The organism is Mycobacterium interjectum (assembly GCF_900078675.2).
Taxonomy (GTDB): Bacteria; Actinomycetota; Actinomycetes; order Mycobacteriales; family Mycobacteriaceae; genus Mycobacterium; species Mycobacterium interjectum.
In genome coordinates this window covers 1,080,574-1,104,558 of sequence record NZ_LT546237.1, presented here as the reverse complement: position 1 = coordinate 1,104,558, position 23,985 = coordinate 1,080,574, and the positions used below count along the sequence as shown (strand labels likewise).

Annotated in this window: 21 protein-coding genes and 1 pseudogene; 18 read left to right on the top strand and 4 right to left on the bottom strand. The window is 64.3% G+C overall.

Features of this window, described 5'->3' with window-relative positions; genetic code table 11:
- Positions 1-3 precede the first annotated feature (3 nt).
- The 6 genes from nifJ to BN4348_RS39450 all read left to right on the top strand — a co-directional run bounded on the left by nifJ (position 4) and on the right by BN4348_RS39450 (position 9,000).
- Positions 4-3,585 carry a pyruvate:ferredoxin (flavodoxin) oxidoreductase gene (gene nifJ / locus BN4348_RS39475; RefSeq protein ID WP_066911813.1) on the top strand — a complete coding sequence of 1,194 codons (3,582 nt, stop codon included), beginning with the start codon at positions 4-6 and terminating at the stop codon, positions 3,583-3,585.
- Positions 3,582-4,592, top strand: a complete 1,011-nt coding sequence (locus tag BN4348_RS39470) for a dihydroorotate dehydrogenase-like protein (RefSeq protein ID WP_066911810.1) — start codon at positions 3,582-3,584, stop codon at positions 4,590-4,592. Before nifJ ends, BN4348_RS39470 begins: the two co-directional genes overlap by 4 nt.
- Positions 4,593-4,654: 62 nt before the next feature.
- Complete coding sequence (gene gap / locus BN4348_RS39465; RefSeq protein ID WP_066911808.1) at positions 4,655-5,671, top strand: type I glyceraldehyde-3-phosphate dehydrogenase; 1,017 nt, start codon at positions 4,655-4,657, stop codon at positions 5,669-5,671.
- Positions 5,672-5,968: 297 nt separating this feature from the next.
- On the top strand, positions 5,969-6,430 hold the full coding sequence (locus BN4348_RS39460) for a PASTA domain-containing protein (protein ID WP_142308687.1): 462 nt from the start codon (positions 5,969-5,971) through the stop codon (positions 6,428-6,430).
- A gap of 597 nt (positions 6,431-7,027) precedes the next feature.
- Positions 7,028-8,200 carry a zinc ribbon domain-containing protein gene (locus BN4348_RS39455; protein ID WP_308204248.1) on the top strand — a complete coding sequence of 391 codons (1,173 nt, stop codon included), beginning with the start codon at positions 7,028-7,030 and terminating at the stop codon, positions 8,198-8,200.
- A gap of 26 nt (positions 8,201-8,226) precedes the next feature.
- Positions 8,227-9,000, top strand: a complete 774-nt coding sequence (locus BN4348_RS39450) for a hypothetical protein (protein ID WP_066911801.1) — start codon at positions 8,227-8,229, stop codon at positions 8,998-9,000.
- Positions 9,001-9,298: 298 nt separating this feature from the next.
- Here BN4348_RS39450 and BN4348_RS39445 read toward each other — a convergent pair.
- Positions 9,299-10,219, bottom strand: a pseudogene (locus tag BN4348_RS39445) (universal stress protein).
- 273 nt (positions 10,220-10,492) lie between these two features.
- On the opposite strand from BN4348_RS39445, the gene BN4348_RS39440 reads away from it, so the two are divergent.
- The 3 genes from BN4348_RS39440 (at position 10,493) to BN4348_RS39430 (ending at position 14,503) form a co-directional block, all read left to right on the top strand.
- Positions 10,493-11,020, top strand: a complete 528-nt coding sequence (locus BN4348_RS39440) for a SpoIIAA family protein (RefSeq protein WP_235852693.1) — start codon at positions 10,493-10,495, stop codon at positions 11,018-11,020.
- Between the two features lie 344 nt (positions 11,021-11,364).
- The gene (locus BN4348_RS39435) at positions 11,365-13,827 is read left to right on the top strand and encodes a plasma-membrane proton-efflux P-type ATPase (protein WP_066911798.1); all 2,463 of its coding nucleotides are present in this window, start codon (positions 11,365-11,367) and stop codon (positions 13,825-13,827) included.
- 307 nt (positions 13,828-14,134) lie between these two features.
- Positions 14,135-14,503, top strand: coding sequence for a site-specific integrase (locus tag BN4348_RS39430; RefSeq protein ID WP_084454091.1), 369 nt, complete (start codon positions 14,135-14,137; stop codon positions 14,501-14,503).
- Between the two features lie 224 nt (positions 14,504-14,727).
- On the opposite strand, the gene BN4348_RS39425 is transcribed toward BN4348_RS39430, so the two are convergent.
- Positions 14,728-15,792: a tyrosine-type recombinase/integrase gene (locus tag BN4348_RS39425; RefSeq protein ID WP_235852864.1), complete on the bottom strand. Its 1,065-nt coding sequence runs from the start codon at positions 15,790-15,792 to the stop codon at positions 14,728-14,730.
- A gap of 67 nt (positions 15,793-15,859) precedes the next feature.
- A complete protein-coding gene (locus tag BN4348_RS39420) occupies positions 15,860-16,411 on the bottom strand; it encodes a hypothetical protein (protein WP_066911792.1) in 552 nt (183 codons plus the stop codon).
- 131 nt (positions 16,412-16,542) lie between these two features.
- On the opposite strand from BN4348_RS39420, the gene BN4348_RS39415 reads away from it, so the two are divergent.
- From BN4348_RS39415 to BN4348_RS62440, 8 genes are all read left to right on the top strand, one after another.
- Entirely contained in the window at positions 16,543-16,752 is a 210-nt protein-coding gene (locus BN4348_RS39415) for a hypothetical protein (protein WP_066912031.1), read from the top strand.
- Positions 16,753-16,869: 117 nt separating this feature from the next.
- Positions 16,870-17,298, top strand: coding sequence for a hypothetical protein (locus BN4348_RS39410; protein ID WP_211145705.1), 429 nt, complete (start codon positions 16,870-16,872; stop codon positions 17,296-17,298).
- The gene (locus BN4348_RS39405; RefSeq protein ID WP_066911786.1) at positions 17,295-18,605 is read left to right on the top strand and encodes a DUF3631 domain-containing protein; all 1,311 of its coding nucleotides are present in this window, start codon (positions 17,295-17,297) and stop codon (positions 18,603-18,605) included. Before BN4348_RS39410 ends, BN4348_RS39405 begins: the two co-directional genes overlap by 4 nt.
- Before the next feature lie 75 nt (positions 18,606-18,680).
- Positions 18,681-18,947: a hypothetical protein gene (locus BN4348_RS39400; protein WP_142308685.1), complete on the top strand. Its 267-nt coding sequence runs from the start codon at positions 18,681-18,683 to the stop codon at positions 18,945-18,947.
- The gene (locus tag BN4348_RS39395) at positions 18,944-19,165 is read left to right on the top strand and encodes a hypothetical protein (protein ID WP_066911780.1); all 222 of its coding nucleotides are present in this window, start codon (positions 18,944-18,946) and stop codon (positions 19,163-19,165) included. The genes BN4348_RS39400 and BN4348_RS39395 overlap by 4 nt, the downstream gene beginning before the upstream one ends.
- Positions 19,162-19,635 carry a hypothetical protein gene (locus BN4348_RS39390; protein WP_066911777.1) on the top strand — a complete coding sequence of 158 codons (474 nt, stop codon included), beginning with the start codon at positions 19,162-19,164 and terminating at the stop codon, positions 19,633-19,635. The genes BN4348_RS39395 and BN4348_RS39390 overlap by 4 nt, the downstream gene beginning before the upstream one ends.
- A 136-nt stretch (positions 19,636-19,771) precedes the next feature.
- A complete protein-coding gene (locus BN4348_RS39385; protein ID WP_066911774.1) occupies positions 19,772-20,665 on the top strand; it encodes a phage major capsid protein in 894 nt (297 codons plus the stop codon).
- Between the two features lie 37 nt (positions 20,666-20,702).
- Positions 20,703-21,401 carry a DUF488 domain-containing protein gene (locus tag BN4348_RS62440; RefSeq protein WP_308204247.1) on the top strand — a complete coding sequence of 233 codons (699 nt, stop codon included), beginning with the start codon at positions 20,703-20,705 and terminating at the stop codon, positions 21,399-21,401.
- Here the strand turns inward: BN4348_RS62440 and BN4348_RS39375 are convergent, their stop codons facing one another.
- The gene (locus BN4348_RS39375) at positions 21,402-22,142 is read right to left on the bottom strand and encodes a hypothetical protein (protein ID WP_066911771.1); all 741 of its coding nucleotides are present in this window, start codon (positions 22,140-22,142) and stop codon (positions 21,402-21,404) included. It lies immediately after the preceding gene.
- A gap of 185 nt (positions 22,143-22,327) precedes the next feature.
- On the opposite strand from BN4348_RS39375, the gene istA reads away from it, so the two are divergent.
- Positions 22,328-23,950 carry an IS21 family transposase gene (gene istA / locus BN4348_RS39370; RefSeq protein ID WP_066911768.1) on the top strand — a complete coding sequence of 541 codons (1,623 nt, stop codon included), beginning with the start codon at positions 22,328-22,330 and terminating at the stop codon, positions 23,948-23,950.
- Positions 23,951-23,985 lie beyond the last annotated feature (35 nt).

The window sequence follows — 23,985 nt, the reverse complement described above, 5'->3', positions numbered from 1 at the left end:
GACATGACCGAACAGACCGCCACCATGGACGGCAACAGCGCGGTCGCGCATATCGCCTATCGCGTGAATGAGGTCTGCGCCATCTATCCGATCACTCCCTCGTCTCCGATGGCGGAACTGGCCGACGCCTGGTCGGATCAGGGTGTCAGGAACATCTGGGGCAGCATCCCCGTCGTGCAGGAAATGCAGGCCGAAGGGGGCGCCGCAGGCTGCGTCCACGGTTCGCTGCAAAGCGGGGCCCTCACCACGACCTTCACCGCGTCGCAGGGCCTGATGCTGATGCTGCCCAACATGTACAAAATTGCCGGCGAGCTGACCTCGACGGTTTTTCATGTGGCGGCACGCGCCTTGGCCGCCGGCGCGTCGTCAATCTTCGGCGACCATCAAGACGTCATGGCGTCACGCGTCACCGGCTTCGCCATCCTCGGCGCAAGTTCGGTGCAGGAAGGCCACGACCTCGCGCTGGTCGCCCAAGCCGCGACGCTGGAGGCCCGCGTTCCCTTCATCCACTTCACCGACGGCTTCCGAACCTCACACGAGTACAACAAGATTTCGCTGATCCCGGACGCACAAATCACTTCGATGATCAGCGATGATCTGGTGCGCAACCACCGCGAGCGTGGCCTCAGTCCGGAACATCCGGTAATCAGGGGCACCTGGCAAAACCCGGACACCTATTTCCAAACCCGCGAGGCCGTCAACCCCTTCTACGCGAAAGTGCCGGCTATCGTGCAGTCGGCCATGGATCGGCTGGCAGCCCTGTGCGGCCGACACTACTCATTATTCCGTTATGACGGCGCCGACGACGCCGAGCGCGTGGTGATCAGCATGGGGTCGGGGTCCGAAGTCGTGCGCGAAACGGCGCGATGGCTCAACCGACACGGCGAAAAGGTCGGCGCCATACAGGTTTTGCTTTACCGACCGTTCTCCGCTGAACACTTCCTGGATGCACTGCCCGAAACCGTGCGCTCAATCGCCGTGCTCGACCGGACCAAGGAGCCAGGCGCGCCGATGGAACCACTTCACTCAGATGTAGTGGGCGTGCTGAGCGAGGCCGTCGCAGCCGGCCGGCTCACTCAGATGCCGCGCGTGATCGGTGGCCGATACGGCTTGTCCTCCAAAGACTTTCATCCCGGCATGGCCAAGGCCGTGTTCGACGAGTTGACCAAGCCCCGTTCCCACAACCACTTCACCGTCGGGATCATCGACGATGTCAGCCACACCAGCCTCGACTACGACAGGATGCTGGATATCGAGCCCGACGATACCGTGCGCTGCCTGTTCTTCGGGCTCGGTGCCGACGGGACGGTCGGAGCCAACAAGAACAGCGTCAAAATTCTGAGCCAGCCCTCGGATCGCTACGCGCAGGCGTATTTCGCTTACGACTCCCACAAATCGGGCGGGGAAACCGCGTCGCATCTTCGCTTCGGCACAACCCCGATCACGGCGCCCTACCTGATCCGGCACGCCAATTTCGTTGCCTGCCACAAATTCAGCTTCCTCAACAAGCGCGACGTGCTCGGCCCGGCGATTCCCGGCGGAACATTTCTGCTGAACAGTCCCTACGGACCCGACGAAGTCTGGCATCAGCTTCCACGGCAGATCCAAAAACAGATCGTCGATAAGAACCTGCGCTTCTACGTGATCGACGCCTCAGAGGTGGCACGACGGATCGGGCTGGGGCCACGAGTGAACACGATCCTGCAGACCTGCTTCTTCCATCTTGCCAACGTCTTGCCGCCCGCACAGGCCGTGGCCGAGATCAAGCGCTTCACCGAAAAGGCCTATGCCGGCAAAGGCGAGGCGGTGGTGAAACTGAACTTCGCGGCGGTCGATGCCGCGATCGAGGCCCTGCACGAGGTCGAGGTGCCCGAAACCGCCACCGGCACAAACGATATCCCGCCTATCGTTCCGCCTGCCGCGCCGGAGTTCGTCCGCCAGGTCACCGGAGAGATTATGGCCGGGCGCGGCGACGACATCCCGGTAAGCCGCATACCCCAAGACGGCTCCTTCCCGGTGGGCACGACCCGATACGAGAAACGCAACATCGCCGCCGAGGTGCCGATTTGGGATCCGGACCTGTGCATCCAATGCGGCCAGTGCAGCATCGTTTGCCCGCACAGTGTCATCCGCGCCAAGACATACGAGGCGAAAGACCTCGAAGGTTCGCCCGGCGCCTTCAAGGCTGCCCCTGTCAATGCGCGAGGCTACCCCGACGCGCGCTTTACCCTGCAGTTCTACGTCGAGGACTGCACCGGCTGCGGAGTCTGTGTCGAGAATTGCCCGGCCTACAGCCCGACCGGCGATGGCCGGCGCGCCATCAACATGGGTGAAAAGCTGCCGATCCTGGAGCAGGAGCGCGAAAATATCACCTTCTTCGAGACGTTGCCGACGCCCGACCGGCGGCGGGTGAACTTCGCCAATGTGCGCGGGGTGCAGCTCCTCGAACCGTTGTTCGAATTCTGCGGTGCGTGCGCAGGATGCGGCGAAACCCCTTATCTGAAACTGATCTCACAGCTTTTCGGCGACCGGCTGCAAATCGCCAACGCGACGGGCTGTTCGTCGATCTATGCCGGCAACACCCCGGCCCACGCCTGGAAGGCCAACGCGGACGGGCGTGGTGCGGCATGGTCGAACTCGCTCTTCGAGGACAACGCCGAATTCGGCTTGGGCTACCGGCTGGCCATCGACATGCAGACCAGCCTCGCCCGCGACCTGCTGAAAACCCTTGCCCCGCAGGTCGGTGCGGATTTGGCCGGCGCGCTGCTCGGGGCCCAACAGCACAGCGAATCCGAATACGCAGCGCAGCGCGCCCGGGTTGCCGCCCTGAAGGACAGGCTGAAACCGATCGAGTCGGCTGATGCGAAGATGCTGGTCACCCTCGCCGACTTCTTGGTACGTCGCAGCGTCTGGATCGTCGGTGGTGACGGCTGGGCCTATGACATCGGCTACGGCGGGCTGGACCACGTGCTGGCGCAGGGGCGCAACGTCAACGTGCTCGTCCTTGACACCGAGGTCTACTCCAACACCGGAGGACAGTCGTCGAAAGCAACCCCGCTGGGCGCGTCCGCCAAATTCGCGGCAGCGGGTAAACGCGTGCCGCGCAAGGATCTTGCCAGTCAGGCGATCACTTACGGCAACGTCTATGTCGCTCAGATTGCGCTCGGCGCCAATTCCGAACAGGCGCTGATCGCGCTGCGCGAGGCGGAGGCATTCGATGGGCCGTCGATCGTTCTTGCCTATTCGCAGTGCATCGCCCACGGGATCGACATGCGCACCGGCATGAAGCAACAGGCTCGCGCGGTGGCCAGCGGCTACTGGCCGTTGTTCCGGTTCGACCCAACCATGCGGAAGAAGGGACTGAACCCGTTTCGGCTGGATTCCCCGCGCCCGCGGATTCCGCTGAAAGACTATGCCTATCAAGAGCTTCGCTACACGACGCTGACAAGAACCCATCCCGAAGCGGCGGCCGAAATGTTGCGCCAGGCCCAGGCGGCCGCTGACGAGCGATACCGAAGCTATGAAGACCTGGCAGCGCGCGATGGCAGTCGCTTCCTGCCGCACTGGGAGGACCTCACGCAATGACCAACCTGGCCACCCGATATCTGGGGCTCGACCTCAAACACCCGATCGTCGCCTCGGCATCGCCGCTGACCTCCGATCTCGACAACATCCTGCGACTCGCGGACGCAGGAGCCGCAGCCATCGTGATGGCCTCGATCTACGAAGAACAGGTCGTCGCCGAGGAACTCGCGCAGGCGGCGTTGCTGGAACAGGGCAGCGACACACAGCCGGAGGCCGCCGGATACTTCCCCGAAGTGCCCGAAGGCAGGGGCATGCTGGCGGGCCGGCTGGAGACTCTGAGACGGGCATCGCAACGCGCGGGCGTACCGATCATCGCCAGCCTGAACGCGAAATCCAGCGCCGGCTGGGTCGATTTCGCGCATCGGCTGCAAGAGGCCGGCGCCAGCGCCATCGAGCTCAACATCTATCGGGTTCCCGCCGACCCGGCCGAAACCGGCGCGGCACTAGAAGAAAGCTACGCCGAAATTCTGCGCGCGGTGAAGAAGACGGTCAGCGTCCCGGTCGCGGTCAAGATCTCCCCGTTCTTCAGTTCGCCCGGAAATATGGCAACCAAACTGGTGCAGGCGGGCGCCGATGGCCTTGTGCTGTTCAACCGCTTCTATGAACCCGACATTGACCTCGACTCGCTGAAAGCGCAACCCGATCTTCAGCTCAGCACACCCTATGACATCCGGCTGCCCTTGATGTGGATCGCCCTTCTCTCACGGCATCTGAACGCCTCGATTGCGGCCAGCACCGGAGTGTGGACCCGCGACGAAGTGGTCAAGTATCTGCTGGCCGGCGCAGATCTGGTGATGACAACCTCGGCGCTGCTCGAGCATGGTCCTGACCATCTGACCACGCTGGTCGAGGGCCTGCGCGACTGGATGGAAAGCCGGGGGTTCGAGTCGGTCGCTGCCTTCAAGGGTCGCCTCGCCGCCGGGCAGCGTCCCGCCGACACGGCGGACTTCATGCGCGCCCAGTACCACGAAATCCTGACTACCAGTTACACCAGCATCCTGCGATAACCGAGGCACGTATTTCAGAGAGCATCACCGGGCGGCGCGGGGTTTCGGAAGGGAGACGGGACATGACGATTCGGGTAGGCATCAACGGCTTCGGCCGGATCGGACGCAATTTCTACCGTGCCCTATTGGCGCATCAGGCGCCGAGCGCCGGTGATATCGAGGTGGTCGCGGTCAACGACATCACCGATAACGCGACCCTGGCGCATCTGCTGAAGTTCGACTCGATTCTGGGCCGGTTGCCACAAGACGTCAGCCTTCAAGGCGATGACACCATCGTCGTGGGCAACCACAAGATCAAAGCGCTCGAGGTCACAGACGGCCCGGCCGCGATGCCGTGGGGCGACCTCGGCGTCGACGTCGTCGTCGAATCCACTGGCATCTTCAAAGACGCACGGGCGAAAGGACACCTGCGGGCGGGCGCCAAGAAGGTGATCATCTCCGCGCCCGCCAAGGATGAGGACATCACGATTGTGCTGGGCGTCAATGACGACAAGTACGACGGCGGCCAGAACGTCATCTCCAACGCCTCGTGCACCACGAACTGCCTCGGACCGCTGGCCAAGGTCCTCAACGACGAGTTCGGCATCGTCAAGGGCCTGATGACGACCATCCACGCCTACACCCAGGACCAGAACCTGGAGGACGGCCCGCACCGGGATTTGCGCCGCGCACGTGCCGCCGCCATCAACATCGTGCCCACCTCTACTGGCGCCGCGAAGGCCATCGGCCTGGTGCTGCCCGAGCTGAAGGGCAAGCTCGACGGCTTCGCGATGCGGGTCCCCGTGCCCACCGGCTCGGTCACCGACCTCACTGTGGAGTTGTCGAAGTCACCGAGTGCCGAGGAGATCAACGCGGCCTTCCACGCGGCCGCCGAGGGCAAGCTCAAGGGCATCCTGAGGTACTACAACGTGCCGATCGTGTCGAGCGACATTGTCACCGACCCGCACTCGTCGATCTTCGACTCGCTGCTGACCAAGGTCATCGACAACCAGGCCAAGGTGGTGGCCTGGTACGACAACGAGTGGGGCTACTCCAACCGGCTCATCGACCTGGTCGCGCTAGTCGGCAAGTCGGTGTAGAACCGTGGCCGAACTTTCCATTCCCCACGCTTGACAGCATTCTGGCGCAAGGTGTTTCGGACTGCAGCGTGCTGGTGCGCTGGGGCCTGAACGTGCCGTTCGAGATCTGGCAACAAAGAGGCCCAACCCGTGGTAACCGGCACGGCGACATGACTAGAGCTACGCCGGCTCCCAGTTCAAAGCCCTTTCTCTGGTCGGACTGACATAAGTCGGGCTGGCAGGGTACAGGCCTACTTGCCTGGTCCGGATCCGCCCGCTGTCCACTCCCCCGGCGTCGCCGTGCTAAGGGGACCCCTATTGGGCGTGGCGTGGCAATCACCGTGCGAACGCTGGCTTGATCTTGATGATCGCCCCGGTGGTGGCGAGGTTGAACGTGCTGCTGCATCGACGGTTCTTGCTCATGCGGCGGGCCACCTGATCGAGATACGTGCCCGGGAGCGGCATCGCGGACCAACGGTGATCGTGCCCAACGTCCTGGGACTCGAATGGAACGAGGTCCGCAACGTCGACAACGGATTGGTGGCGATCAACGCCGAACCGGACAGTCCGACCGTGCCCGGCAACCAGCACTGGATCGTGAGTAACAAGAGCCCCGAACCCGGCGCGTGGGTCGATGCCGGACCACCAATTCGACTCTGGCTCAACGGCGACGGCGGTCCTGGAGTTCGTGAACCGCGACGTCCGCAGCCCAACCGCTATCGGCTCAGGGGAAGCCCAGTTTCGAGTTGCTTGAGTTCTTTTCGCGTCGGGAGCTTTTAGCGGTCACGGCGGGTGGCAGCTTCGCGGTGTCCGCTTTCGCGGGCGGTGTCTCGGTAAACGATGGTGCGCAGATGACTGCTTAGCGTCGCTGATTCCCGTTCTGTCACAATCAGTTTCAGCGAATAACGTATCAAGGCATGTCTTCACCGTTCGTCGTCACGTAGGTTCGCGAGAAGCCCCGGACACATCGAAGCTGCTCTCTCCACGCCAGCGCAGCATGCCATTACCACGCGCAGCTTATCCGGATCTGCCCGCTTGCTTTGCTTGATCAAAAGATCTAGGCCGGAGTCGCAAATCGAACTACAAGACCTGGGCATATTTGCGATAAGCTACATATCTTCACCACGAACACGAGGTGCATCCGCTTGCCGGGGCGTTAGCGCTCATCGCGCCCGGCCGAGTAGGACGGCTACCGGAGGTGATGTGACACTGATGGGCGGTGAGCAGACGGCCGCGCCGCCGGTTGGCCGGCACAATGAGCCACGCGGTCCGACATGCGCTGACAGGTCCCGCGGTTATCAATCTGGGTCCGATCGTGTAGCGCCAGCGATGCGGTCGTTGGCTGCAAGGCATTTAGCCGCCGACTAACCGGAGGAGATGATGGACTGTCCGAATTGTTCGACCCCACACCCAGACGCGGCTCGCTTCTGTGCTCGTTGCGGCACTCCGTTACATCCGGCCATCGATCGGTCCCGGCATTTCGCTGCTCATCCCGAGGAACCGGTGCGGGCGCTGGCGGTGATGAGCACGCTGATGCCGCACCTGTCGGGCGGGCGTCATCACATCTACCGCGGCGCGATCGCCCTGGCGTTGCTGGCGGCGTTGATCGCCGCCGCGTTCGGGGTGCTTTCGGTCGCGCTGGTACTGGCGGCGATTGCGCTGCCGGCGGCGCTGCTGACCTATATGCACGACCACGATGCGTGGTGTGAGGAGCCGATCACCGTCATCGGGGTGGCATTTCTGCTTTCCATGGTGCTCGGTGTCGGTGTCGGGCTGCTCGAGGACCACTTCACCGAGCCGGTCCTGCTGGCCGCGCCCAATCACCGGCCGCCCACGCTCACCCAGATCCTCGAACTGGGCGTGCTCGTCCCGGTCGTGGCCTTCGTCGCTGTGCTGATCGCGCCGCTGCTGATCACCGCGCGCAGCGCCTTTCGGCACCCCGTCGATGCCGTGGTCGCCTGCTCCCTCAGCGGCGCCGCACTGTCACTGGGTCTGAGCGTGGTCGTGCAGCGCGGCGCATTCACCCACATCGCGGCGACCGCCGGGGACTCGGCGCTCACCGCGCTGTGGGTCGACCCGGCCCAGGTGGCATTCATCGCGCTGACTCTCGGGTTTCTGCAGCCCATCATCTTCTCCACCGCCGCTGCCATGGCCGTGGTGCCGCTGCGCGGCGCCGTCGTCAACACCGCCGCGGGACTGGGCAAAGGCCTGGTGCTGGTGATGCTCTACGAACTGGCCACCACCCTGCTCACCCCCTACAGCAGCCGCGGCATCGTGCTGACCACACTGGCGGCGCTGGTGCTGGCCGGGGCCGGACTGCTCGGCACGCGCGACACCTTGCACACCGCGCTGCTCGTCGAAGCCGCAGCCGCGCTCACCGGGGACCGCGCCTTGAACCGTGCCCCCGACACCCACCAGATCTGCGCGCACTGCGGCGCAGCAATCGGCGCCGGTGCCGCGTTCTGCCAGGTCTGCGGAACAGCTACGGCTGCACTGGCCCGCCACCCCGCCCCGACAACGGGCTCCGCGAACGCTGCACCGACGGCCTGAAACCACACCCCGGACCAGGAGCCACGATGTCATCAACGCCACCGCCGCCGCACACTCCGCCGCCACTGCACTACCCCGGCAACGGCGAGAGGGTCGGACACCGACTGCGCCCGGTCGTCATCGCCGCCATTATCGGTGTGGTGATCCTCATCGCCGCGGCCGTGACTGCGGCGATCGTCATGACCCGCACAACCCATCGGCCCAAACTGCCGCCGATGCAGCCCATCAGCCATGCCGCCATGGCTGTTCCCGCTGAGTCCGCGATTTCCCGACCAGCCAACCCGCCAGACCAACTCGCGCGTACGCCAAGGACAGTGCACGGCATGGCGGTGCAGCTCACCTCGGCCGACCCGATCAACGTCGGGCAGGGCATCTCGATCACCCCCGCGCCGGGCTGGACGCGCGCAGGCCAGGGCCCGAACTCGGTGACTCTCCGCAACGCCGACTCCAGCGCGCAGATGTACGTCGCGGTCAAACCAGCTAGTGGGACAGACGTCGTCGCCGTGCTGCAGGCGGACATCAATCAGTTCATCAACACGTCATCGGGCGGTTTGGTCAACGTGGCGTTGGGCAAGCCCGGTACGAAAACGCTGCAAAGCAAAAGCTTCCAGCAGGCCGCCAATATCGACTACATCGCCGACGTGTCAACGCTGCAGGGCGCAACTACCGTCTGGGGCGCATTCAGTGAGCTGCTGAATGCGTCGAACCAGCTGTCGGCATTCATCGACTTCAGGGAGACCGGCGACGCGCCTGACCAAGCCGCCACCGACGACGGAATCATGATCCATTCCATGGAATAAGGAATAACGGGTGACCAGCCCACCCACTACGGCCATCTATGCGATGTCTTAGTCAATCGCATCCTGGTTTATGTCCACACAAGCGTCGGTCAACGCGACGATGAACCCTGTGATGGTTTCAAGCAGCGGCAACTGTTCTTCCAACTTCTGAGAAGGCTTGCCCGGCAGAGGCTCTAACTTTGGCTGCGGTTGTGCCCTTCGCCGTCGCCGACCCCGTGGTAATGCCGCGGACCGTGTCCGCACCAAGAACTCATCAGCCTCTCTTTGGGTGATCTCGTGTTTCGGATTCTGTTGTACCTCAATCGTGCTGGGGCATGTGGGCGATGATCACCGGAATCTGGGCGCAGTTCGCGACTGCGGTGCTGACCGAGCCCAGCAGGATGCCGGCGAACCCGCCGCGGCCGTGGCTGCCCACTACCACGAGCTGAGCCTTCTGCGCCTGTTCGAGCAGCCTGGGTGCGGGCTGATCGCACACCACGACCTTGTGGACGACAACATCGGGGTAGCGGTCGTGCCATCCGCACAGACGCTCGGCGAGGGCTTCTTCTTCCTGATCTTTGATGTTTCTCCACTCAATGGGGGCCCAATTAATACTGGGGAAGTCGAGTGGACCCATGTCACTCCAGGCGTGCAACGCCACCAATTCCACACCGCGGCGCGACGCTTCATCGAAGGCGATCTCGGTGGCCAACTCCGAGGCCGGAGTGCCGTCGACGCCCACCACCACCGGCGCCTGCCGCGAGCGCGTCATCAGTGGATCCTCATCATGGATCACCGCGACCGGGCAATGCGCGTGATGGGCGAGCCCGGAACTGACCTATCCCAGCAAGGCGCGGGCCACTGCGCCCTGGCCGCGGCAGCCCACCACCATCAGGTCGGCGTGCTCGGACAGGTCGACCAGGGCGGGCACGATCGCGGTGTGCAGCACCTCGCTCGTTACATCCGCCGCCCGGCTTGGCGACAACGCCTCTATCGCGGCCTTCTGCGCCTGCTCGATGATTTTGCCTGCTTGGTCGTCTTGCAACTGCGCATAGTCGGCAAATGCTGCGAGGTTTGACCCGTCCCCAACCGCGGTCACCATAGGAGCCACGACGTGCACCAGACTCAGCGGCGCGTTGCGCATCTCAGCATCCCGCGCCGCCCATTCCACAGCCGCGGTTGACGACGGCGAGCCATCGACACCGACGACAATTCCGCGGTGCGTTTGCTGGGATGACATACGGATTCTCCTTTTTCGAGCGCATCGGTAACGCATGTCGTGGGCAGACGAGCCGTTGCCGGATACCTGCTGACATTAGGCAACCATCGCCGTCAGGGCAGGGGGCGTTGGTCCCTAACCCACGGGCACTGGTACCGGGGACGGCGGCCGTAGTGCAGGGCCGCCGCGACGGGCCCAACGGATCTCTGGAGCTCTTGGCGCATCGGTCGTCGGGTGTAGTGACCTTCGACCCTGGCAATCCCGAGCGGCTACCGAGAGCATGGTCGCGCGACCGTGGCCAGCAGAATCGGCGCTCACCGCATACGTGGGCGCGACCGGTCGGTCGTGCTGCTCACCGGTGAGTCGCACGGGATCGCCGTGCCGCGCTCGGCAAGGAACTGGGCCGACAATGCAACTGCCGACGAAGTGATCGGCTTTCGAGGAGGACCAATGATCGAAGTGTTGGAAGGATTCGGTGACAATATCGCGGCGTATGCATGCCACAGGCATGTCACGAAGACTGATTATGAGACGGTGTTGATACCGGATATCGACGAAAAACTGAAGCGGCACGAAAAGGTGCGGATCTACTATGAGATTGCTGCGGATTTCGGCGGCGTCGATCCGGGCGCTGTGTGGGAGGACACCAAAGTTGGCTTCAGCCACTTCCTGCGGTGGGAACGTTTTGCGGTCGTCAGCGACGTCGAATGGATTAACCACACCGTGAAACTATTCAGCTTCCTGATGCCCGGGGAATTTCGTGTGTTCCCGACCGCTGACGCCGGGCAAGCGCGCGAATGGATTGCTCAAACCCAAGGCTGAGCCCAGCGCCAAAATCCGAGATGAACCCGCCGGGGCACGCCGCAATGACGGCAGTGGTGGCGGGGCGTCCGGCTGGAAGGCGTTGGCGCGCTGGCGGTATCGGGACGCAAGCGGCGAAGCCGACGACGTCGTCGAGAGTCAGCCGCGGCGCGAAGAAGGCTCGCCCAGGCGGGCGTTCAACCCCAGGCCGAACAGCGACGTTGCGCTTCCCCACCGCCATGCGTCTTTACCGGAGCGGGTGCTTCTGCGACCGTAGATAGAGGGCCGATCGAAACCGCGAACACCGGGGTTGCGCATGGCTTCGGGCTGTCGGCGCGTGGACTGCATTCGGAGGAGGACGGTCGGTGGCCGACACAGTCGATTTGAAGGCGGTTCCGCTGCCTGAGCTATTGACAGAGCTGGACAGTTCGGCGCAAGGACTGACCTCAACACAGGCGCAATCGCGGTTGGCGCGGTATGGGCCCAACGAGATCGCCGAGAAGCACCGCAACCCGGTGCTGGCGTTCCTGGGCTATTTCTGGGCGCCGATCCCGTGGATGATCGAGGTCGCGCTGGTGTTGTCGCTGCTGGTGAGGCACTGGACCGACGCGATCATCATCGGGGCCCTGCTGGCGATGAACGGGTTGGTGGCCTTCGTCGAGGAGCACCAGGCGGCCAATGCGATCGCCGCGCTCAAACAGCGGCTCGCGGCGTCGGCGCGGGCGTTGCGCGACGGGACATGGGTGACGGTGGCGGTGCGCGAACTGGTGCCCGGTGACGTGGTGCGGATTCGCTTGGGTGATGTGATGCCCGCCGATCTGCGGGTGCTCGACGAGGTGTCGCTGGAGGTGGATCAATCCGCGCTGACCGGGGAATCGTTGGCGGTCACCCGCGGTATCGGGGAGGCGCTGTATTCGGGGTCGGTGCTGGTGCGCGGTGAGGGCGACGCGGTCGTCTACGCCACTGGTGCGTCCTCGTATATGGGGGAAACCACTGCCCTGGTGGAGACCGCAGGCACGGTCAGCCACTTTCAGCGCGCGGTGCTGCGCATCGGCAACTACCTGATCGTGATTGCGGCGGTGTTGGTGACTTTGACCGTGGTGGTCTCGTTGATCCGGGGCAACCCGGTGCTGCAGACACTCGAGTTCGCGCTGGTCGTCACCATCGCCTCGGTTCCGGTGGCGCTGCCGGCGGTGCTGTCGGTCACGATGGCGGTGGGGGCGCGCAAGTTGGCCCACCAGCAGGCGGTGGTCAGCCACCTGCCCGCCGTCGAGGAACTCGGCGGCATTGACGTGTTGTGCTCGGATAAGACCGGCACCCTGACCCAGAACCGGCTCGCGCTGGCCGACCGTTGGAACGCGCCCGGGGTCGCCGATCAGCAGTTGCTCGCCGCGGCGGCGCTGGCCTCGCGCGCCGAGGATCACGACCCGATCGATCTGGCCATCCTGGCCGTGGCCGAGCAAGTTCCCGCCGTGCGGGTGCAGCATTTCGCGCCGTTTGATCCGGTGGTCAAACGCACCGAAGCGACCCTGCAAGCCCCCGACGGGCAACTCTTCCGGGTCAGCAAGGGCGCCCCGCAGGTGATCGCCGCCCTGTGCAACCAGGACGGCGCCGCGACGGAAGTCGCCGCTGTGGTGCAAGCATTCGCCAGCCATGGTCACCGGTCACTGGGGGTCGCCCGCGCCGACGCCGACGGACCCTGGCGGCTATTGGGGGTGCTCGCGCTGGCCGACCCACCCCGCGACGACTCGGCAGCCACCATCACCGCCGCGCGCCAGCAGGGCATCGACGTCAAAATGGTGACCGGCGACCAGGTCGCCATCGGCAAACAGATCGCCCGCCAGGTCGGGCTGGGCGATCGCATCCTCGACGCCGCGGCACTCGACACCCACGAAGACGATGGTGCGTTGGGTGCTCGGGTCGAGACAGTTGACGGGTTCGCCCAGGTGTTCCCCGAACACAAGTACCGCATCGTGCGGCTGCTACAAGCCCGCGGCCACATCGTCGGTATGACCGGTGACGGGGTCAACGACGCTCCCGCGCTCAAACAAGCCGACGCCGGGATCGCCGTGGCCGGAGCCACCGACGCCGCACGCGCCGCCGCCGACGTGGTGCTGCTATCCGCAGGGCTGTCGGTGATCGTGGCCGCCATCCGCCAGGCCCGTGAAATCTTTGCCCGGATGACCAGCTACGCAACCTACCGCATCGCCGAAACGATCCGCGTGCTGCTGCTGATCACGCTGGCCATCGTGATCATGAACTTCTTCCCGGTCACCGCCGTGATGATCGTATTTCTCGCGCTGCTCAACGACGGCGCCATCCTGAGCATCGCCTACGACAACGTCCGCGGCTCAGCCAAGCCCGCTGCCTGGGACATGCGCGGCGTGCTCATCCTGGCAACCGCCCTGGGGCTGATGGGCGTGGCCGAAACATTTCTGCTGTTGGCCCTCGCCGACAAAGTCTTCGGCCTGCACCACGGCATCCGCACCCTGATCTACCTCAAACTGTCAGTATCGGGGCACCTGACCATCTTCGTCACCCGCACCCGCGGCCCGTTCTGGTCACGACCCGCACCCGCACCGATACTGCTTGCCGCGGTCATCGGAACCCAAACCATCGCCACCCTGATCGCGGTCTACGGCGCACTGATGACACCGCTCGGATGGGGCCTAGCGGGCGTGGTCTGGGCCTATGCACTGTTCTGGTTCCTGATCGAAGACCGCGTCAAACTCGCCACCAACTGGTGGCTGGACCGACACCCGGGCAAGCCGGCCCAGCGATCAACCACCGAAGCTGCCCCTTCGGCCGCCCCGGTCGCCCCGGGATAACCCTCCAACGGCTTTCACAGCTCATCGGATATCGCGCGGGGTGCTCGCCGAGCCCTATCGGAGCGCCGTACTAGCTATAGCTAGGCCCTCGGCCAGGCGGTTTGGGTCGGCAGGCCTTTCAGCGCGCCGGCGTCAGTGGCGTGGTTGAAGACGGGCAGCCCAGCAGCCACTACGGTCGATCAAGCGTTGGCGTCGAGTACGTGGCGGCGAAACGAAAGAAACCAATCATTAAGAGAATCAAGAATGTTCGACCGCCGGCCGGATTGACCCGGCTGTTGTTTCGGACGCCTAATTTCTTGATCGACCGATCCGCGACCTTGTTAACCGGCGCATCGAGCTAGCAGGCAATGAAGCAGATGCTCGACTGTTCACCGGCCCGAAGGGCGGTCGCATCACCACAGCTACCCTGCGCGACGCCACATCATGGGACGACGTGGTCGCCGAACTGGGATATGAACATCTGAAGCGGCACCGCCTACGGCATACCGGACTGACCTGGATGGCCGATGCCGGCATGCCAGTGCACACTCTCCGAAAAATCGCAGGCCACGGCACGCTAACTACGACCCAGCGTTATCTGCACCCCGACCGGCATTCCGTGACTAACGATGGAGACTTGCTCTCCCGGCACTTGTGGTTCCCAAATGGTCCCCAACTGCGGGTCATTTCGTCTTGACGAGCATTCCTTCGTCGCAGGTGAAAGCCGTTTCTGCTTGGTCGGGCTGACAGGATTTGAACCTGCGACCACTTGACCCCCAGGTTAATCCGGCACCTTCGCGGGCCTTCGCTGAGACCCGTAATCCGTTGGCCCCCAACCGAATATCGACTCAGCGAGAATGAGCGGATACCCACGAAAATGACGCTGGTTTGGGTCACCGTTTGGGTCAACCCAGCAAACACTCATAATCCGAGAGTGCCCGACAGGCCGTCAATCGCGGCCCTGGTGGCCGCGTCCGAGGAGTGCCCGTAAATATCGCCGGTGATGCTGATGGACGAGTGACCGAGGAGGTCGGCGACGGCCTTGATGTGCACACCGGCCTCAAGCAACGCCACCGCCGCGGAGTGACGGAGGGTGTGCACGCCGACTCCCTCGACGCCCGCCTTCGCCGCCGCGGTCTCGATGGTCCGCAAGATGTTGCGCGGCTCGACCGGGGTGCCGAACTCGGTGCAAAAGACCAGACCGTGATCGGTCCAGTGCTCCCCCGCCAGCAGCCGCTCCTCCTTCTGGGCGGTGCGGTGCTTCTTGAGCATGGACACCACCGCGGGCGACAGCGGCACCGTGCGACGGGACCGGGGCGACTTGGGTGGGGTGATGTCGAGCCGACCGCCGACGCGCGCCAGGGTGCCCTCGACCCGAAGCGACCCGTCGTCCAGGTTGACGTGCTTCCACTTCAGCGCGCACGCTTCGCCGCGGCGTAGCCCGGTCGCGGCGATCAGCACGAGCACCGGGTGATACCGGAGTCCCGCCGCGGCGTTGAGGACCGCGGTCACCTGACCGGCGTCGAGGTAGCGCGCCTCGGTACGCTCGACTCGCGGTCGCGGCGTTCGGGTGGCCGCGTTGTCGGCGATTAGGTTGTCAAGCTTCGCGTCGGCGAGGACGGTCCTCAGAATGGTGTAGACCTGACGCCTCGTGCTATCGGATAGGCCGCGCTTGCGGAGCCCGACCAGTAACCCCTCGATGTCAGACTTGCGGAGCTTGTCCAGCCGCGTGTCACCAAACGGGGCCGCTACCAGGTGCTTTCGCGCCAATGCCTTGTACAACGCCTTGGTCGATTCCTTGCGGTCGGACGCTTCCAGCGTGGTCTCCGACCAGTGCTCGATCCAGTCCGCGAGCCGCATCGTCGAATCACGCAGCGGAGCCTCCACTTTCACCCTGTCGCGGGCGGTGTCCAGCTTTGCGCGCACCGCTTCCGCGGTCGGACCGTAGAACGATTGCGACTTGCGCCGCCCGGTCGCCGGGTCCACATAACTCAACCGCGCTTCCCACCGCCCATCGGCGCGCTGACGCACACTCCCTTCACCAGACGCCCGCTTACTCATCGTCGATCAATCCCATCTCCTTCGCCGCGGCGATGTACCTCAACGCCGTCCGTGTTGACACCGTGAATGCGCCGCGGACGGCATCAATGCGCGCACCGGGACCAGCTGCGCGGTGCACGCTGGCGACCTTCTTCAATAACTCAGGTGTGACCTTGCGCCGCTTCGCAGCTTGCTCGACCTGGCCGCGGGTGCGTTCGCGTGATGCCCGCCCGAGTTTCGAGACCAGACCGCCGCCCGGCTCCCGCGTGAACACGCCGACGTAGCCGTACATGTCATTCCGCACCGCGTCTAGCGGAAATTCCTTTAAATACCTTGGCCGGACGGCGCTCTCGTCGGCTATTGCGGACAGGGCGAAGTACGTGCACACCGGCACGCCGTCGCGGACCTCGAAAGTCACTTGGCACGCGGGCCGTTCGCCGTCGCCGCGATGTGTGTACGTCAGTCGCCGGTAGGCGTACACGTCGCCCATCGGGACCAACTCGGCGTCCTCGATGTTCACCATGCCGCCATCGGGCAACTCGTAGGGGCCGCGGAACCAGGTCATAGTGCCGCGCGCTCCCGATGTGCCACCAGGAAGTCGCTTACTGTCATCTTCACATCATCTATGGCATGTGCCACTGTTGTCAATGACCGCCGAAAACATGGCGGTCACCAGCGAAGGAAAGTGTGGACACGATGACAGTCTCACCCGAGACCGACGACCGGCTCCTCATCCCGCGGCCAGACGTCAAGCGCATCCTCGGCGGCATCGGCGACACCACCTATTGCCAACTCATCAACGACCGCGAGCTTGAGCGAGTGAACATCGGGCGGCGTTCGTTCGTCGTCGCGGAGTCCCTATACGCCTACGTCGAAAGACTCCGTAGCGCAGCACATCCCGACTAACCACTGAGACGACGAATCCCGGCGCGCTGGCCGGGACCGTCATGTGACCCTCTGTCGAAAGCCATCATGAATCCTACCGTCAACCTACGACACATCGGCACACTTCCCGACGCGGCCATGGTGTTCATTGGTGCGTTGCTGTGGTCCGATCCGTCCGACGTGCTGGACCTTGTGCACGACGACGACATCACTGATCCTCAAGCGGCGGTCGTACTTAGCGTGATTCGGCGACTCCACCACGCGGGTAAGCCGGTCAGTCCGCAACTGGTGCTCGATGAGCTGATCCGCACGGGTGCCCGCCGATCCACCTTTAAGGCAGTAGCGGATGCCGTCGCGTCCGGTGCGTGCCCGGAGTCGTCGCGGGAGTATGCCGCCGCGGTGGTCGCGAAGGCACTCCGCCGCCGTGTCGAATCCGGTGGCACCGCTTTGCGTTCCGCTTCCCGTTCGGCAACCGAGGCCGAACTCGCGCCACTGGCCGCGCAAGTCGCCGCCACGGTCACCGACACCGCGCACCGGCTCGCCCGATTGCGAGGCGAGGAACGATGACCGAGGAAATCTACGGCGACGAGCTGCTCGACGAGTTGGAGACCTGGTTCGGTCGCTTCATACTCCCGACCGAGACCGAAGACCTTGCGCTGATGGCGCTGTGGACGGTGCACACCCACCTGGTCCGAGAATGCTTCACCACGCCCCGGCTTCTACTCGACTCAACCATGCCGGGTAGCGGCAAGACGACCTTGCTGGAACACTTCTCCCGGTTGTGTTGCGCAGGCGAGCAAGTCGCGTCCCTCACATCGCCCGCGCTGTTGCCGCGGCTCTTGCAAAGCGGCATCCACACCATCCTGGTTGATGAGGTCCACAGGTCATTGCGACCAGATCGGCCTAATGTCGAGGACTTAATCAGCATCGTCAACACTGGATACCGTTTCGGCGCCACCCGCCCGGTGCTGGTGCCCACGAAGGGCGGCGGGTGGGACACCTGCCGGATGAGCGTCTTCGCCCCGGTCGTGCTGGCCGGGAACTCCCCACACCTACCTGACGACACAATGCAACGCACCATCCGAATCCTGCTGATGCCCGATCTGGCTGGGGTGGTTGAGGATTCCGATTGGGAGTACGTCGGCGGCGAGGCCAGGGATTTACACGACCGCATCGTGGATTGGTGCGAGGGTATCCGCGGGAACGTCGCGGGCATGGTGGTGGCCCTACCTCATGGCTGTATTGGTCGGGCCAAGGAGAAGTGGCGTCCACTCAAAAGGATCGCCGTAGCAGCCGGCGGCCGGTGGCCCGCCGTATGCGACGCCCTGATCCGGCGCGGCCTTGACGAAGACGAAGCCGAACGCGAGGCCGGGTTACGGTCGTTGCCTCCGGGCATCGTTGCCCTGACCGATATACGCGAGGTCTGGCCGACATACGAGGACAAAACCCCGTTCGACTTTGCTGCGACAAGGCTTCTGGTTGACTATCTGATCCGCCACAACCCCGACTATTGGGGGATCGCCAGCCCGTACGGCAAACCCTTGACGGAGACGAGGTTTGGCCGGTTGATCGCGCAGGCATCAAAAGTGACCAGCGTGCGGCCCGGTGGCCGCGGACCGCGCGGGTACCTCTACGCCAGCCTTGAACCGACATGGCACCGGCTTGGCATAGGCCCTAATGAACCCGGTGCACCCGGCAAACCTGGCGAACCCGGCGCACATAGCCAAGTTCACCGGGATCACCAAGTGCACCGAGTTAACACAGACCCCCCTACCCAACCCGGTGACTATCGCCGTCTCGGCTGTGTATGCACCGACCAACCGAAGCCCTGCTATTGGTGCCAGCTCGCCGCCACCAAAGCGGGTGCCCGATGACCGCCGCCGCGCTGACAAGTTGCTCGCCGCCGAAGCGCGCGGCGGGCACCATGAACACCGAGAGGAAGGACACGGATGGACCCTGAAATCCGATCTGGCTTGCAAACCGCGCTGGCGCAATTCGTCGCCTGGCTCGTGCTTGACCACGACGGTGCGAAAGCCTTGCACCAACAGGCTATTGAGAACGACCAAACCTGGGCCGCCACCCGCGCCTTGCTGTTCATGTGCGAGAAAGGCTGGCGGGCATACTTCCGCGCCACCGACCGCACCGACGCCGACCTCGTGACCGCGCTCCGCGCCGACATCGCGAACCTCGCCGCGCTGCCCGAGGAGGAGAAGTGAGCACCAACGGCCAGCGCCCCGCCGCGCCCACGGTGTCATTCAACGATCCTGTGGTGGTTGGCCGCATGGTCGCCATCGCCGTCGTCGAGGGCGACCGGCAAGCCTTCGACGACATCGCCGAACGCCGCCCCGATCTCGACGTGCGGCAACTAGAACTGACCGCCGCCATCGTGTGCGCCATCATCGACGCCTGGGCCAAAAGAGGAGTTGCACCATGAGTGACACCGAAACACCCGACACCCCACCCGAGCCCACCGAGACCGTCGAGCCGGATGCACCCGCACCCTCGCCGACCGAGCCCGAGGGCCACAGCCGCGAGGCCAAGTATCGAAAAGCCCTGCGCGACACTGAGGCCGAACGCGACCAACTCCGCACCCGGCTGGAAACGCGCGACACCGCCGACGTGGAACGCGACCTTGCCGGTCGATTGGTCGATCCCGGCGACCTGTGGCGCGCTGGCGTCACGCTGGACGACTTGCGCGGCGACGACGGCGAACTCGACCCCGACCGCATCGACGAAGCGGTCACGACAGTGGTTGCCGAGCACCCACATTGGGCTGTGAATCCGGTGTCTCCCGCCGCCCCGGCGAGTCAGGTCACGTCGGACGGCAGGCCGAACCTGGACGCCGACCAAGCAACGACCTGGCAAGGGCTTTTCGACAGAGCGCGGAACACCCGAGAGGCGTGACCCTCGGCGTAAGATCAACCGCACCAACCGAATCCGGTGTGTCCACTGGCCGGTTTGGTGCGTAGGGCTCTGGGAGCCGCCGCGAGCATGGCGTGTCGCTCTCGCGTGAATCCTTCTGATTCCGCAGGAGCCACTCATGGCCATTTTGACCACGACCTCGGGCGTCTCGCTCAGCGTTGACGAGATCGCCGCCCTGGTCGTCCGCCCGCTGACCGCCGCGTCCACCGCGTTGCGAACGACGACGGTATTGCCGACGAACAACCACCGGCTACGCATCCCGGTGGTGACGGCTGACCCGCAAGCCGCATTCGTCGCCGAGAACACCGAAATCGACCCGAGCGACGCTTCCTTGCAAGAGGCTTACATCGACTTCTACAAGTGCGCCGCGCTTACCCGTGTCTCCTCGGAGACCTTCGACGATTCCGACCCGGCCATCGCCAACGTCATCGGCGAGGGCATCGCCCGCAATATCGCCAGGGTTGTGGACAAGTGCTACTTCGCTGCCAGCACCACGGACGGGTTCGACGGCATCGAATCCCTCACTGGTAAGGCCGGTCAGGAGGCGTGCCAAGTCGTCAACGTCGGGGGGCCGCTGACCAACCTGGACCCGCTCGCCGAAGCCATCAGCCGTATCGAGGCCGTGGGCGGGCGATGCACGTCGTTCTGTGCGGATACGTCCACGATCCTGGCTTTGGCGCTGCTTAAGGAGTTCGGCGGGTCGAGCGACACCCTCGTCAGCAACGAACCGCTGTTGGCCGTCAACGACGACCTGTCCCAGCCGACCAGCAAGTCCGCGTTGGGGGTTCCATTGTGGCCGTTGCCGACTGGTGTGATCGACCCCGGCGTCATTTGGGCATGGGATCGCTCCCGCGTGTTCATGGGGATGCGGAACAACGTCACGTTGCGGGTGACGGAATTTCCGTACTTCACGGCGGATGCCTGGGCTGTGCGCTCGACCGCGAGGCTGGGCGCCGCGTGGCCGCACCCGCAAGCCGTCGTCAAGATCGTGAGCACACTGTCCGGTAGCTAAGGGTCAGCCTGGGCCGAGTCCAAAACGCTTTAGCCCCATGAGCGTCCTCCTGTCCGGCCCAGGCCGCTTCCCCGGCCCGGCAACCCCTGCGCAATGCTTTCTAATCCTGGGCGTAGGGCGGGCCGGGAAGCGACACCAGCGCCCGCCGCGTCGGCGACCACCACACCGGCGCGGCGGGTTGCTGCACTGGTTCGACACTCCGGGATGGACGCTATGCTTCTACGTTGTGGGGGAAGGTATTCGGCCAAAATGCCACGCACGGGCGGCCACTCCGGCGAAGATGATCGGCATGCGTACCGACCAGGCGGCTGTGATGACCGTTGGCTACCAGGGTCGAGCGGTTGACCAGCTCGTACACGATTTGTCCGCCGCAGGTGTGGAGATAGTCGTCGATGTCCGACTTACGCCCTTATCGCGCAAACCCGGTCTATCCAAAACAAAGCTGGCCGAGGCGTTACGGGGGGCCGGGATCGGCTACGTGCATCTCCCTCAGCTCGGCAATCCCCGTGATAACCGGGATGCCTACCGAAATGCCGAGGCACACGCAGTTATGCGCTTTCGTGGGTTGCTTGACTCGCCAGACGCGAGAGGTGCTGTCGAGCGCCTGAGGGGTCTCGCATCCGAGAATGTGATTGCACTCCTATGTTTCGAGCGTGACCCTGAGCAGTGTCATCGTGCCCTCATCATTGAAGCAATGGCCGCCGACAGTCCTGGCATGGCGATACACCACATCTAGTCAGAACAGTGACGGGTGAGGGCGGCTGCCGGCCGGTGGCCAGAACAGCCCCAGAACCAGGAAGCTGCCGCGATGTTGATGCTGATTGCCGACATAGAAATACGTGTCTCGGGTCGGGGCGCACACTTCATCGAGAAACTTGTGCCGCAATAGGCCCGGCAATTGGTCAGCGGCATAGCCGTTAGCGAGCCAATTGCGGGCGGCTTGACCCGCTTCCCAGTCGATAAGGGTCTGGCTATGGCTCCTGCAGGCGTCCTCCGAACAGCGGTAGCGGTATTTGAGCCTGTACGGGGCTGGCTCAAGCACCGCACGCCCCTCGCTGAACAAGTCACCAGCCGCAGCGAGTTCGGCGAGCGCCCGCTGATCGGCGGTGAATCCATCGTTTGATTCGATCTCTAGGTCTAGTACCTCAACCGGTTTTATCAATCCCAATGAGGGCGCGTCTGCACCTCTGGACTGACGATCTATCAGTTCGCATGTCGAAGTCGCGCCAGGCAAGTCACCCAGGTACTCCCACCGACGCCGCCACGTGCCGCCATCCGTGCCGATCACCTCCCCGAGCTCAACAGAATCGAGGTTCGGCTTGAAACTCTCCGGGCGTGAATCGGAGCCCGACCGAAACACCCTCAAGTTGACCATCTGATACTTATGGAACCGCTCCGTGATCCCAAGCTCGCGAAAAGTGACCGGGTAAAGCCGAATCCATTCCCGCGCAGCTGTCTCCAACCGCACCCCGGCCACACATACCGTCTCCCCATACCGACGCTGTCGCCCGCCACGGTGATGGGACCGGTTTGAGCTGGGTTTAGCCACGGTCATGGGACCACCTGATTGCCAGTAATGGGACCACCGGCGTGTCGCGTCGGGGGCCGCTCGATAACTGGATCGGATCGCTTCACGTCGAAGTCGCGTGAAGGGGTTCGCCGATGTTTCGGGAGGTTTCTGTGGTCGAGATTCGTGAAGTACTTCGAGCGTGGCTGGCCGGCCATGGGTTGCGGGTGGTTGCCACCCAGGCCGGGGTGGACCGCAAGACTGCGCGTCGCTATGTCGAGGCTGCGGTGGCCGCGGGCCTGGACCGGGCCGGCGGTGTGGACCAGCTTGACGATGCGTTGATCGGTGCGGTCGTCACGGTGGTCCGCCCGGATCGCGCGCATGGATTCGGTTCTGCGTGGAAACTGTTGTCCGCCAACCACGATCAGATCACTAAGTGGGTCGACGATGACCTGACGGTGGTCAAGATCGGCGACCTGCTGGCCCGCCAGGGTGTACTCGTTCCGCAGCGGACACTGCACCGCTACTGCCAAACCAACACCAGCTATCAGGGCCGCCGGCGGGCTGGGACGGTGCCGGTGGTCGACGGCGAGCCCGGGGTGGAGTGCCAGATCGACTTCGCCCGGATGGGCATGCTGTTCGACTCGGCGACCGGCCGGCGGCGGGTGGTGCACGCGTTGATCTTCACGGCGGTGTATTCGCGGCACATGTTTGTGTGGCTGACATTCTCCCAAACGTTGACCGCGGTGATCGACGGCTGCGAAGCTGCGTGGGCATTCTTCGGCGGTGTCTTCAAGGTCCTCATCCCCGACAATATGAGTGCGCTTGTGGCTCATGCTGATTCGGTGAACCCACGGTTCACCGTCGGGTGGCTGGAGTATGCCCAGGCCCGTGGTTTCAGTACCGACCCGGCGCGGGTGGCACACCCGCAAGACAAGCCACGTGTGGAGCGGATGGTGCAGTACGTACGCAACAACTTCTTCGCCGGCGAGGACTTCACCGACCTCGCTGATGCCCAAGACCGGGCGCAGGTGTGGTGCGCCCAGAAGGCGGGCCTGCGCATCCACGGCACCACGTGCGCGCAGCCGGCGATGGTGTTCGCCGACCGAGAAGCCGAACGCCTGTTGGCGGCTCCGACCGTGCGGTATGCGGTGCCGGTGTATGCCGAGGTCAAAGTGGCCCGCGACTATCACGTCCAGCTGGCCAAGGCGTTGTACTCCATCCCGCACCACCTACGCGGACAGACGATCACCGCCCGCGCCGACGCCGAGTTGGCGAAGTTCTATCACCGCGGCCAGTTGATCAAGACCCATCCGCGCCAGTCCGCCGGCGCCCGGTCTACCGATCCGGCTGATCTGCCTGCGGACAAGACCGGCTACGCGATGCGCGATCTGCACCGGTTGATCGCCACCGCTGCCGGCCACGGCCCCAATATCGGCACCTACGCCGAACGCATGCTTGATCACGATCTGCCCTGGACCAGAATGCGCCAGGTCTACCGGCTGCTCGGGCTGGTCAAACGCTACGGCCCCGGCCCGGTCGAGATGGCTTGCGGCCGGTCCTTGGATCTAGATGTCGTCTCGGTGACCAAGGTCGCCGCCATGCTCGAGCAGGCCACCGAGAACAGTCCGATCCCGCCGCCGCGGGCCGCCTCCGGGCTGGCGGCGGCTCGGTTCGCCCGCGATCCTCGCGAGTACCGCCCGACACCGCGGCCGGACTGGTTGCAGGTCATCGACGGCGGCCAGACCGGTGAGCAGGGGCAGGAGGGGCTGTGGTGACCAAGCCCGCCAACGAGGTGGTCACGGATCCGATC

Bases quoted from the DNA above. Each gene is read 5' to 3' on its own strand.
- BN4348_RS39415 (WP_066912031.1), top strand. From the start codon at position 16,543: ATGACAGTCTCACCCGAGACCGACGACCGGCTCCTCATCCCGCGGCCA.
- BN4348_RS39420 (WP_066911792.1), bottom strand. From the start codon at position 16,411: ATGACCTGGTTCCGCGGCCCCTACGAGTTGCCCGATGGCGGCATGGTG.
- gap (WP_066911808.1), top strand. From the start codon at position 4,655: ATGACGATTCGGGTAGGCATCAACGGCTTCGGCCGGATCGGACGCAAT.
- BN4348_RS39385 (WP_066911774.1), top strand. From the start codon at position 19,772: ATGGCCATTTTGACCACGACCTCGGGCGTCTCGCTCAGCGTTGACGAG.
- BN4348_RS39455 (WP_308204248.1), top strand. From the start codon at position 7,028: ATGATGGACTGTCCGAATTGTTCGACCCCACACCCAGACGCGGCTCGC.
- nifJ (WP_066911813.1), top strand. From the start codon at position 4: ATGACCGAACAGACCGCCACCATGGACGGCAACAGCGCGGTCGCGCAT.
- BN4348_RS39405 (WP_066911786.1), top strand. From the start codon at position 17,295: ATGACCGAGGAAATCTACGGCGACGAGCTGCTCGACGAGTTGGAGACC.
- BN4348_RS62440 (WP_308204247.1), top strand. From the start codon at position 20,703: ATGAGCGTCCTCCTGTCCGGCCCAGGCCGCTTCCCCGGCCCGGCAACC.
- BN4348_RS39470 (WP_066911810.1), top strand. From the start codon at position 3,582: ATGACCAACCTGGCCACCCGATATCTGGGGCTCGACCTCAAACACCCG.
- BN4348_RS39400 (WP_142308685.1), top strand. From the start codon at position 18,681: ATGGACCCTGAAATCCGATCTGGCTTGCAAACCGCGCTGGCGCAATTC.
- BN4348_RS39450 (WP_066911801.1), top strand. From the start codon at position 8,227: ATGTCATCAACGCCACCGCCGCCGCACACTCCGCCGCCACTGCACTAC.
- BN4348_RS39410 (WP_211145705.1), top strand. From the start codon at position 16,870: ATGGTGTTCATTGGTGCGTTGCTGTGGTCCGATCCGTCCGACGTGCTG.
- BN4348_RS39390 (WP_066911777.1), top strand. From the start codon at position 19,162: ATGAGTGACACCGAAACACCCGACACCCCACCCGAGCCCACCGAGACC.
- istA (WP_066911768.1), top strand. From the start codon at position 22,328: ATGTTTCGGGAGGTTTCTGTGGTCGAGATTCGTGAAGTACTTCGAGCG.